The sequence below is a fragment of the Spirillospora sp. NPDC046719 genome (genome assembly GCF_040645715.1).
Classification (GTDB): Bacteria; Actinomycetota; Actinomycetes; order Streptosporangiales; family Streptosporangiaceae; genus Spirillospora.
The window spans coordinates 752-11,470 of the sequence record NZ_JBEYYT010000314.1; the positions used below are offsets into that span (position 1 = coordinate 752).

A 10,719-nucleotide genomic window follows, 5' to 3' on the forward strand; every position below is an offset into this window, starting at 1 on the left:
GCGGGTCAGGACTCGCGTGCCGCGGCGCGCCTGCGGGTCGCGGCGATCGCCACGGCCCCGGCAGTGACGGCGGCGAGGCCGAGCGCGGCGATGGGCAGCGCGTCGGTGCCGGTGAACGGCAGGCCCTTCGGCGGGACGTACGCCGACGCGGAGACGCCGGACCCGAGCCTGCCGCCGTGCGCGGACGGCAGGTCGGGCAGCAGCGGCGCCGACGGCGGTCCGGGCGGCGCCGGAGACGGGCTCGGCGGGGTGGTGGGGCCCCCAGGCGGAGGCGGCGTCGGCGGCGACGGCGGAAGCGGTGAGGTGGGCGGCGGGGTCGGCGGGCTCGGCGGCGTGGGGGCCTGCTCGCAGCCGCTGCCCACGCAGGCGCCGAGGTTCACGTGCGCCGACACGGGCGTGCCGCCCGCCGGCGCCAGCCCGGCGGCCAGTTCGGCGTTGCCGCTGATGAGCCGCCGTCCCGCCGACACAGTCGTCCCGGCCTGCACCTTCAGGTTCGCGCCGCCGGCCGGTGTCCTGGCGTTCCCGTCAACGCGGGCGCCCGCGTTGAGCGTGGCGTCATTGAGGCCGACGCTCGCGCCGGTCCGCACCCGGAGGCCGGCCTCGCCCTCCGGCGTCCTGACGCCCGCGCCCAGGTCGAGACCGGCGCCGGCGGTGTTCGTGCGCTGGTCATAGGCGAGGGTGGCGTTCAGGTGCAGGTCCAGTACGGGTGCCGCCGGCTTCGCCTTCGCGACCGTCTTGGCCGCCGGCCGAGCGCGCTTCACCTTGTGCACGGGGCTCTTCGCGCGGTGGCGGTGTTCGGCGGGACGAGCCGGCTTCCGGGCCTTGAGCTTGTGGGTTCCTGCCGGCTGCGCGGCGGGCGCGAGCCGGAGGGACGGTCGGTCGGCGGGGGGACGGGAGGCGTCGGCGTTCGACACGCCGCTCATGGCGGCGAGGCCGAGAACCGTCGCTCCGGCCGTCACCGCGATTCTCCTACCGTGGTGCACAGATGCTCCTGAGGGGGAGGGGGGGTTGGTCGCACAACCTGCGAGCACGTTTACACGTCACGTAGTCGAAGTGAACGGCGATCCCCGTATTTGGGGACAGGTTCACAACGGTCCCGGTGGTCGTTTGTGCACCTTCCGCAACGACCCGTGGCGGTCGATCGAGTCAGGACGCCCCGTCGGAGCCCGCCGCCCGGAGCCCCCGACCGGCGCCCGGCCCCGCAGCACGCCGCCCGCGGCGGCGCGGCAGGGTCGCGGATCCTGCGAAACTGGACGGATGACCAGGGTCATCGCGGGGAGCGCGGGCGGACGGCGGCTGGCCGTCCCGGCCGGACGGGACACCAGGCCGACGAGCGACCGGGCGCGGGAGGGCCTGTTCTCCACCGTGCAGGCCCTGCTCGGCCCGCTGGACGGGCTGCGCGTCGCCGACCTGTACGCGGGGTCCGGCGCGGTGGGCCTGGAGGCGCTGTCGCGGGGCGCGGCGCACGCCTTGCTCGTCGAGTCGCACCCGCGGGCGCTGAAGGTGATCCGGCAGAACGCCGCGGCGCTCGGGCTGCCCGGCGCCGTCCCGACGGGGGAGAAGGTGGAGCGGCTCGCCCGCACCGCGCCGGACGAGCCGTACGACCTGGTCTTCGCCGACCCGCCCTACGCCCTCGCCGACGCCGCCGTCACCGGCCTGCTCGAAGACCTGCGCGACCACGGCTGGACGGCCCCGGACGCGCTGGTCGTCGTCGAGCGGTCCGTCCGGGGCCATAACCTGGTCTGGCCGGACGGGTACGAGGGGGAACGCGACCGGCGCTACGGCGAGGCCGTGTTCTGGTACGGCAGAGCGCTCGGCGGCTGAACGCCCCCTGAACGGCCGCCCAGAGTCACCTGGGAGTCGATGGCGATGACGGATCGGGCGCCATGCGCGGGGTAGGGGCCGGGGTATGAGACCGGGGATCGACCGCGCCTTGGCGGCCACGTGGGTCGTCGCGCTGGCGATGACGGTCGCGCTGCTCGCCAACATCACCTACGTGCAGGGCTTCCAGGCGCAGGACCTGCGGGACAGCAGCCTCAACGCGCGCCGCCTGCAGAACCGCAACAAGGTCGAGCGCGGCCCCATCGTCGCCGACGGGCAGCGGCTGGCCTGGTCGGAGCTCACCTCGGACGGCAAGACGTACCAGCGGCACTACGCCGACAGCAAGGTCTTCTCGCCCATCACGGGGTACTTCTCGCCCTTCAGCGAGACCGGGCTCGAAGGCGCGGAGAACCACTTCCTGGACGGCAGCGACTCGCGGCTCGCCACCACGAACCTCGTCGACAAGATCATCGGCAAGCGCATCCCCGGCGGCACCGTCGAGGCCACGATCAACGTCAAGGCGCAGCGCGCCGCGTACCAGGCGCTCCAGGCCACCGGCGCGCGCCGCGCGGCGGCCGTCGCCATCGACGCCAAGACGGGCGCCATCCTGGTGATGGCCTCCACGCCGTCCTACGACGCCAACGACGTGTCGGTCCTGAGCGGGGACAAGTCGCAGGCGGCCTTCAACAGGCTGAACTCCGAGCCGCTCAAGCCGCTGCTGAACAAGGCCACCGGCGAGGTGTACCCGCCGGGTTCGACGTTCAAGACGATCGTCGCCTCCAGCGCCCTGAGCGCGGGCAAGAGCGAGGACTCGCAGGTCCGCGCCGGGCGCAGCTACCAGGCGCCGGGCGGCGGGCAGCCGATCAGCAACGACGCCGGCGACATCGGCGGCGAGTGCGACCAGAACCCGATCCCGCTCATCGACGCCTACGCCCAGTCCTGCAACACGACGTTCGCCTACATGGGCGGGCAGAACCCCGGCAACGCGGCGGTGCACGACCAGGCGGGCAAGTTCGGCTTCGGCTCCCGAATCAAGATCGCGGACGGGATGTCCGCGGCCCCCAGCGCGTTCCCGGAGACCGGCCAGCCGGTGCTCAGCGCGCTCGGCTCGATCGGCCAGGGCAGCACCGTCGCCACCCCGCTGCAGATGGCGCTGGTCGCCGCGGCGGTGCTGAACGACGGGAAGATCATGCAGCCGTACCTGGTGGACAAGCTGCGGGCCGCGGACGGGTCGGTCGTCCAGCGGGCGGACCAGAAGGTGATGGCGCGTCCGCTGACGTCCGACCAGGCGAGCCAGATGCGGGACCTGATGAAGGCCGTCGTGGCGAAGGGCACCGGCAAGCAGCTGCGGGGCACCTCGGTGGCCGGCGGCAAGACCGGCACCGCCGACGTGGAGAACGCGCCCTACAACGACCGGTGGTTCATCGGCTTCGGGCCCGGCAGCGACCCGAGGTACGCGGTCGCGGTCATGACGGAGAAGAAGGGCTACGGCATCGAGTCCGGCCCGATCGCCGCGAAGATCTTCGACGCGCTCGGCGGCTGACCGGCGGTGACCGGAACCGACCGGCGGCCGACCGGTGGCGGGCACCGAGCAGCCCGGGTGAAAGCGGGCCGAACCGGATTTGGTACGTTCGCGCCGCAGGTCAGAAACCGGGACCGAAGGGGTTCGCGCCGTGCGCCGTGTCGTCTGTCCGGGATCGTTCGACCCCGTTACCAACGGGCACCTCGACATCATCAGCCGCGCCTCCCGTCTCTACGACGAGGTGGTCGTGGCCGTCCTGATCAACAAGAACAAGAAGAGTCTGTTCACCGTCGACGAGCGCGCCGACATGATCACGGCCGTGGTCAAGGAGTACGGCAACGTCAAGGTGGACAAGTTCTACGGGCTGACCGTGGACTACTGCAAGGAGCAGGACATCCCGGTGATCGTCCGCGGGCTGCGGGCGGTCAGCGACTACGAGTACGAGCTGCAGATGGCCCAGATGAACCACCGCATCGCGGGCGTGGAGACGCTGTTCATGGCCACCAACCCCGAGTACGCCTTCCTGTCCTCCAGCCTGATGAAGGAGGTCGTGAAGTTCGGCGGCGACATCTCCGGCCTCGTCCCCGACCTCGTGCACGACCGTCTCGTGGAACGGCTGCAGCAGCAGACCTGACCGGCGCCCCGAGCGGAGTCGCCCGCTGCGGCGCCGACCCGGGCGGCGCTGGTGGGAGGGGCGCGAGTTGGGGCATCGGCCGGTGTTCGGTACCCTGGGACATCGGCCATTACGGCGGCCGCAGTTCGCCATGCCTCACGAAAGCAGGACTCCGCTGACTCGCCTCGATCCCAACGCCCCGCTCGTGCTCGACACCCGAGCTCTCAGCAGGCAACCCGGGTCGTCGCGGGAGATGCGCCTGTCCGTGCCGGCTCCGGAGAACTTCGGCGTCGAGATGGTGGGCGTCCCCGAGGGCGCCGCGATCGAGCTGGACCTCCGGCTCGAGGCGGTGCTGGAGGGGGTGCTCGTCACGGGCACGGCGACGGTCCCCCTGGAGGGGGAGTGCGCCCGCTGCCTGGACCCGATCGCCTCGACCTTCGAGGCGGACTTCCAGGAGCTCTTCGTCTATCCTGACACCCGCTCCGGCGGGAACGCCGACGACGACGAGCTCCGACTCGAGGACGATCTGATCGACCTCGAACCGGTGCTCCGGGACGCGGTGCTGCTCGCGCTGCCGCTCTCGCCGCTGTGCCGGGACGACTGTCCCGGCCTGTGCGCGGAGTGCGGCGCACGGCTGGCGGACGACCCGGACCACCACCATGACGTCGCCGACCCGCGCTGGGCGGCGCTGCAGGACCTCGCCGGCGAACTGTCGCCGGAGCCTCCCGAGGGGGGACGCGGGGACTCCGGTCCCCGTGGATCAGTCGACCAACAAGGAAAGCAGGAGGGCTGACGTGGCCGTCCCGAAGCGGAAGAAGTCGCGCAGCAACACGCGGCACCGGCGCTCGCAGTGGAAGGCCACCGCGCCGACCCTCGTCGAGTGCCCGACGTGCCGTGACAAGAAGCTGCCCCACACCGCGTGCGCGACGTGCGGCACCTACGACCGGCGGCAGGTCATCGCCCCGTCGGCCTGAGCCTTTTCGCATCCCCGGGGGGCGGATCCGCCCGTGCGCGCCGAACGGCGCGGACGGGCGCCCGCCCCTCGCGGACGCGCGGCAACCCCGACCACCCCGGCGCGTGACGTCGGCGTGGTGAGCGGCGCGGACCCTGCGCCCGGAGCCGTGGGGGGGGGGGGGGGGGTGCGGAGAGGCGCGGCCCACCGCTGTGCGGGCGGGGGGGGGGCGGGGGGGGCCCCCGGACGGCGTCCTTCCGGGGCGACCCGGACGCGTCGTGCTTGCTCGCCGTCGCGGCCTCCCCGGCCGCCGCGCCACAGCGGCGACCGCGCCCTGCGCGGTGCCCGGCCTCCAAGGAGGGCCTGTGAGCAAGAAGTCGTCCGAACCCGCTCCCGACCGCGCGGAACTGAGCGCCGCCCTCGGCGTCGAGGTCACCGCCGACCTGCTCGAGCGGGCGCTGACGCACCGCTCGTACGCCTACGAGAACGGCGGCCTGCCCACCAACGAGCGGCTGGAGTTCCTGGGGGACTCGGTGCTCGGCCTGGTCGTCACCGACACCCTGTTCCGGGGCCACCCGGACCTGCCCGAGGGGCAGCTGGCCAAGCTGCGCGCCGCGGTGGTGAACATGCGGGCGCTGGCGGGCGTCGCGCGCGCCCTCGGCGTCGGCGCGCACATCCGGCTCGGCCGGGGCGAGGAGGGCACCGGAGGCCGCGACAAGGCCTCGATCCTCGCCGACACGCTGGAGGCGCTGATCGGCGCCGTCTACCTGGACCGCGGGCTGGACGAGGCGTCCGCGCTCGTGCACCGGCTCTTCGACGCGCTGATCGCCCGCTCGGCGGGCCTCGGCGCCGGCCTCGACTGGAAGACCTCGCTGCAGGAGCTGACCGCGGTCGAGGAGCTGGGCGTCCCCGAGTACCACGTCGCCGAGAGCGGCCCCGACCACCAGAAGACGTTCCGGGCGTCGGTGCGGGTCGGCGGGGCGACCTACGGGTCCGGTGAGGGCCGCAGCAAGAAGGAGGCCGAGCAGCACGCCGCCGAGGCCGCCTGGAACGCGATCCGCGAGATCGTCGTCCAGCGGGAGGCGGCCGAGCAGGCCGGGCGAACGGGGCAGGCGGGCGCCGCCGCGGAGAGGCAGGCGGGCGCCGGCGCGGAGCCGGAGAACCGGCCGCAGCCCCAGCCGCAGGCAGGGCCGAAGGGGTCGCGCTCGGCCGGGCTCGCCGGTGCCTGAGCTCCCCGAGGTCGAGGTCGTCCGGCGCGGGCTGGAGCGGTGGACGACAGGCCGGACGATCGCGTCGGCCGAGGTGCTGCACCCGCGGTCGGTCCGCCGCCATGAGGCCGGCCCGGCCGACTTCGCCGGGCGGCTCGCCGCCCGGACCGTGCTCGCCCCGCGCCGCCGCGGCAAGTACATGTGGCTGCCGCTGCGCGCCGAGGCTGAGGGCGACCCGGGCGAGGCGCTGCTCGCGCACCTCGGGATGAGCGGGCAGCTGCTCGTCGGCGAGCCGGACCGGGAGCGCGAGAAGCACCTGCGGGTCCGGATGGTCTTCGACGACGGCGGCAACGACCTGCGCTTCGTCGACCAGCGGACGTTCGGGCACCTGATGGTGAGCGACCTCGTGCCGGACGCGTTCGACGCCGGCGCGCTCGTCCCCGAGCCGATCGCGCACATCGCCGCCGACCCGCTGGAGGACGCGTTCGACGCGGAGGCGTTCTACCGCGCGCTGCGCCGCCGCAAGACGGGCATCAAGCGGGCGCTGCTCGACCAGTCCCTCATCAGCGGGGTCGGCAACATCTACGCCGACGAGGCGCTGTGGCGGGCGAGGCTGCACTGGGCGCGGCCGACCGAGACGATGACCCGCGCGGAGGCCGCGCGCGTGCTGGAGGCCGCCAGAGAGGTCATGGGCGCCGCCCTGGCCGTCGGCGGCACCTCGTTCGACAGCCTCTACGTCAACGTCAACGGGGAGAGCGGCTACTTCGAGCGGTCCCTGGAGGCGTACGGGCGCCGCGGCGAGCCGTGCGGCCGCTGCGGGACGCCGATCCGCCGCGACGAGTTCATGAACCGCTCGTCCTACAGTTGCCCGGTGTGCCAGCCCAAGCCCCGCCGAGCGCGGTATTAGGCTTCCCAGGTTCGGGAACGAGGGGGCCGGGAAGGGCGCGATGGGGGACGTGGAGCAGGAGACGGTGCGGCTGACCGCGTGGGTGCGGGGCCGGGTGCAGGGCGTGGGCTTCCGCTGGTGGGTGCGGGCGCGCGCGCTGGAGCTGGGCCTGGTCGGCAGCGCGACGAACCTGAGCGACGGCCGGGTGGAGGTCGTGGCGGAGGGGACCCGCGAGGACTGCGAGCGGCTGCTGGAGCTGTTGGAGGCCGACCCGCTCGACGGCCCGCCGCAGGTCGCGGGCCCGCCGGACCGGCCGGGGAAGGTGACCGGCGTGACGCGGCGGTGGAGCGAGCCGCGCGGCGAGGCCGCCGGTTTCCTGGAACGGTGACCGGGTAGGGGGTTCCGGTTTTTACCTGCTAAACTAGTAGAGGAAGGTTGTTACCGGCCTGTGATGTGCGTCTTGACCAGGACACCGGCCGGTGCGACTCTAGACGATACGCGCACCGACTTCAGATGCTTCTCGTGCGCGATCCCTGCTGGTTACTCAGCGTGGAGGACCCTTAGTCATGGCGAAGGCTCTACTCGGCCACGTCGGCGGTCCCGACCCCCGGATGGTCGCGGAGATGCGGCGCCTGCAGCAGCGCGTACGGGACCTGGAAGCCGAGCTCGTACGGCTCCAGGCGGAGAACGACGCGCTTGCGACGGCGACCGACGACGACGTGATGTCGCTCGCGGTGAAGGATCGTGAGCCGGCGCTGACCTGATCGGCGCCTTTTTCTCGAAGTGGACAGGGGACGCCGTCATCAGGCGTCCCTTCTGTTTTGCCCATCCCACACGGTGACGGGCGTCACGGCATGCCGCCGGGCGGTCGGACTCCGGTCAAACCTTCGTAGGGTTTTGGTCTGACCGAGTTCGGGGCCTTTGCGGCCATTCGCCGTATTAACGGGCCTACGTCCGGCGTTCCGGGCCGTGCCCCGAATCCGCCTCCCATCCGTGCGGGTGCCGTGCTCGCACCGCCCGCGGCCGGTATCGTTCGTTCGGATTCCCGGAGCCGGCAGCGCAGGAGGAGGACGGCGGGCGCGTGTACCTGAAGACCCTGACGCTGCGCGGCTTCAAGTCCTTCGCGTCCTCCACGACGCTGAAGTTCGAGCCGGGCATCACCGCCGTCGTCGGCCCCAACGGGTCGGGCAAGTCCAACGTGGTGGACGCGCTGGCCTGGGTGATGGGCGAGCAGGGCGCCAAGTCGCTGCGCGGCGGCAAGATGGAGGACGTCATCTTCGCCGGCACCGCGAACCGGGCGCCGCTCGGCCGCGCCGAGGTCGTGCTGACGATCGACAACGCCGACGGGGCGCTGCCGATCGACTACACCGAGGTCACCATCAGCCGGCTGATGTTCCGGTCCGGGTCCAGCGAGTACGCCATCAACGGCGACTCGTGCCGGCTGCTGGACATCCAGGAGCTGCTGTCGGACTCCGGCATCGGCCGCGAGATGCACGTCATCATCGGGCAGGGGCAGCTCGACCGCGTCCTGCACTCCGGCCCGGAGGGCCGCCGCGCGGTGATCGAGGAGGCCGCCGGCGTCCTCAAGCACCGCAAGCGCAAGGAGAAGGCGCTGCGGAAGCTGGACGCGATGCAGGCGAACCTCACCCGCGTCCAGGACCTCACCACCGAGCTGCGCCGCCAGCTCAAGCCGCTCGGCAAGCAGGCCGAGATCGCCCGCCGCGCCGCCGTCATCCAGGCCGACCTGCGCGACGCCCGGCTCCGGCTGCTCGCCGACGACCTGGTCACGCTGCGCACCAAGCTGGAGCAGGAGGCCGCCGACGAGGCGGCGATCCGCGAGCGCCGCACCGAGACCGAGCGCGCCCTCGCCGAGGCGCAGGAGCGCGAGGCGGTCCTGGAGGCCGAGGAGGCCGAGCAGGCGCCGAAGCTCGCGCAGGTGCAGGACACCTGGTTCCGGCTGTCGGCGCTGAAGGAGCGGCTGCGCGGCGTCGCCGACCTCGCCGCCGAGCGGAACCGCAACGCCTCCGAAGCCTTGGAGGCGGGAGCGCTGGAGGAGGAGCGCCGCGGGCGCGACCCCGAGGACATGGAGCGCGAGGCCGCCGAGATCCGCGAGCAGGAGGAGATGCTCCGCGCCGCGCTCGACGAGGCGCAGGACGGGCTGGCCGACGCGGTCGAGCAGCGCACCGGGGCCGAGGAGGCGCTCGCCGCCGAGGAGCGCCGGCTGCAGTCCGCCGCCCGCGCCGCCGCCGACCGCCGCGAGGAGCTGGCGCGGCTGCGCGGCCGCGTCGAGGCGCTGCGCAGCAAGGCGCAGGCGGGGCGCTCGGAGATCGGCCGGCTCGCGGACGCCCGGGCCGAGGCCGAGCAGCGCGCCGAGACCGCGCAGGCCGAGTTCGAGGCGTTCGAGGCCGAGGTCGTCGAGGACCCGGCGCTCGCCGCCGAGCACGAGATGGCGCAGGAGGCGCTCGCCACCGCGAAGGACGCCGCCGAGGCCGCCCGCGCCGCCGTCGACGAGCCGCGCCGCGCGCTGAAGGAGGCGCGCTCCGCCGTCGCCGCCGCGCGGACCGCCGACCAGGCCGCGCAGAAGAAGGTCACCGCGCTGCAGGCGCGGATCGAGGCGCTGAACCTGACCCTCGCCAGCGCCGCCGACGGCGGCGAGGCGCTGCTCGCGGCCGGCGCCGACGGATCGGTCGACGGCGTGCTCGGCACGGTCGCCTCGCTGCTGACCGTCCGCCCGGGCTACGAGACGGCGGTGGCCGCCGCGCTGGGCGACGCGGCGCAGGCCATCGCGGTCGGGTCGCTCGACACCGCCGAGGCGGCGCTGACGCTGCTGCGGTCCCGCGACGCGGGCCGCGCCGGCCTGCTCGTCGGCGGGGGAGACCCCGGCCGGTCCGAACGCGTGGCCGGCGTCGACTACGCGGCCGACGCGGTGACCGTGCCCGACGCGGTGCGTCCCGCGCTGGAGCACCTGCTGGGCGGCGTCGCCGTCGTCGACGACGTCCCCGCCGCCGCCGCGCTCGTCCGCCGAGAGCCCGCGCTGCGCGCCGTCACCCGCGACGGCGACCTCGTCGGCGCGCACTGGGCGCAGGGCGGCGCCGCCGGAGGCGGGCAGAGCCTGCTGCAGATGCGCGCCACCCTCGACCAGGCCACCGAGGACCTCGCCGCGGCCGAGACCGCCGCCGCGGCCGCCGCGGAGGGGCTCACCGCGTCGGCGGAGGCCGAGCAGTCCGCGCAGGCGGCGCTGGACGCGGCGCAGGCCGCCGCCAACCAGGCCCAGACCGGGGTGAACCAGGCGCAGTCCGACCTCGACCGGGTCCGCGCGCGGCTCCGCGAGTTCGACGCGCAGGCCGCGCAGGAGGCCAAGCGCGCCGCCCGGCTGGAGGCCGACGTCCGCGCCGCGCGCGGCGAGGCCGAACGGCTCACGAAGGCCCTCGACGCGGCGAACGAGTCGCTGGAGCGCGACACCGAGGCCGCCGAGGAGCTGGCGCTGCGGCTCGCCGAGTCGGAGGAGGCCGCCGAGGTCGCCGACGAGGCCGGGCACGACACCGACGCCCGCGACGAGCTCGCCGAGCGCTGCCGGGTGCTGCGCTCGTCGGAGATGGAGGCGCGGCTGGCCGTCCGCACCGCCGAGGAGCGCGTCCAGGCCATCACCGGCCGCGCCGACGCGCTGGAGCGCGGCGCCCGCCGCGAGCGCGAGGAGCGCGCCCGCGCCGCCGAGCG

At 74.2% G+C, this 10,719-nt stretch carries 11 protein-coding genes; 10 read left to right on the forward strand and 1 reads right to left on the reverse strand.

Features of this window, described 5'->3' with window-relative positions:
• Positions 1-5 precede the first annotated feature (5 nt).
• Positions 6-959 carry a hypothetical protein gene (locus ABZ914_RS36490; RefSeq protein ID WP_500198897.1) on the reverse strand — a complete coding sequence of 318 codons (954 nt, stop codon included), beginning with the start codon at positions 957-959 and terminating at the stop codon, positions 6-8.
• Positions 960-1,257: 298 nt separating this feature from the next.
• On the opposite strand from ABZ914_RS36490, the gene rsmD reads away from it, so the two are divergent.
• The 10 genes from rsmD to smc form a co-directional block, all read left to right on the forward strand.
• Complete coding sequence (rsmD, locus tag ABZ914_RS36495; RefSeq protein ID WP_500198898.1) at positions 1,258-1,824, forward strand: 16S rRNA (guanine(966)-N(2))-methyltransferase RsmD; 567 nt, start codon at positions 1,258-1,260, stop codon at positions 1,822-1,824.
• A gap of 85 nt (positions 1,825-1,909) precedes the next feature.
• A complete protein-coding gene (locus ABZ914_RS36500) occupies positions 1,910-3,364 on the forward strand; it encodes a penicillin-binding transpeptidase domain-containing protein (protein WP_500198900.1) in 1,455 nt (484 codons plus the stop codon).
• A 130-nt stretch (positions 3,365-3,494) separates the two neighbouring features.
• Positions 3,495-3,977: a pantetheine-phosphate adenylyltransferase gene (gene coaD, locus ABZ914_RS36505; protein WP_190859712.1), complete on the forward strand. Its 483-nt coding sequence runs from the start codon at positions 3,495-3,497 to the stop codon at positions 3,975-3,977.
• Positions 3,978-4,107: 130 nt separating this feature from the next.
• Positions 4,108-4,749 carry a YceD family protein gene (locus ABZ914_RS36510; RefSeq protein WP_190859715.1) on the forward strand — a complete coding sequence of 214 codons (642 nt, stop codon included), beginning with the start codon at positions 4,108-4,110 and terminating at the stop codon, positions 4,747-4,749.
• Between the two features lies 1 nt (position 4,750).
• On the forward strand, positions 4,751-4,930 hold the full coding sequence (gene rpmF / locus ABZ914_RS36515; RefSeq protein WP_151545395.1) for a 50S ribosomal protein L32: 180 nt from the start codon (positions 4,751-4,753) through the stop codon (positions 4,928-4,930).
• 343 nt (positions 4,931-5,273) lie between these two features.
• Positions 5,274-6,137 (forward strand): ribonuclease III, encoded by an 864-nt coding sequence (gene rnc / locus ABZ914_RS36520; protein WP_500198902.1) that lies wholly within the window; start codon positions 5,274-5,276, stop codon positions 6,135-6,137.
• Positions 6,130-7,023, forward strand: a complete 894-nt coding sequence (mutM, locus tag ABZ914_RS36525) for a bifunctional DNA-formamidopyrimidine glycosylase/DNA-(apurinic or apyrimidinic site) lyase (RefSeq protein ID WP_500198904.1) — start codon at positions 6,130-6,132, stop codon at positions 7,021-7,023. The genes rnc and mutM overlap by 8 nt, the downstream gene beginning before the upstream one ends.
• A 40-nt stretch (positions 7,024-7,063) precedes the next feature.
• Entirely contained in the window at positions 7,064-7,390 is a 327-nt protein-coding gene (locus ABZ914_RS36530; protein ID WP_190859719.1) for an acylphosphatase, read from the forward strand.
• Positions 7,391-7,568: 178 nt separating this feature from the next.
• Complete coding sequence (locus tag ABZ914_RS36535) at positions 7,569-7,766, forward strand: hypothetical protein (protein ID WP_021598747.1); 198 nt, start codon at positions 7,569-7,571, stop codon at positions 7,764-7,766.
• 317 nt (positions 7,767-8,083) lie between these two features.
• Positions 8,084-10,719: chromosome segregation protein SMC (smc, locus tag ABZ914_RS36540; protein WP_500198905.1), on the forward strand; the 2,636-nt coding region annotated here is incomplete at its 3' end.

Coding starts and splice junctions, on each gene's coding strand:
- rsmD (WP_500198898.1), top strand. CDS start 1,258: ATGACCAGGGTCATCGCGGGGAGCGCGGGCGGACGGCGGCTGGCCGTC.
- ABZ914_RS36500 (WP_500198900.1), top strand. CDS start 1,910: ATGAGACCGGGGATCGACCGCGCCTTGGCGGCCACGTGGGTCGTCGCG.
- ABZ914_RS36510 (WP_190859715.1), top strand. CDS start 4,108: ATGCCTCACGAAAGCAGGACTCCGCTGACTCGCCTCGATCCCAACGCC.
- ABZ914_RS36530 (WP_190859719.1), top strand. CDS start 7,064: ATGGGGGACGTGGAGCAGGAGACGGTGCGGCTGACCGCGTGGGTGCGG.
- ABZ914_RS36535 (WP_021598747.1), top strand. CDS start 7,569: ATGGCGAAGGCTCTACTCGGCCACGTCGGCGGTCCCGACCCCCGGATG.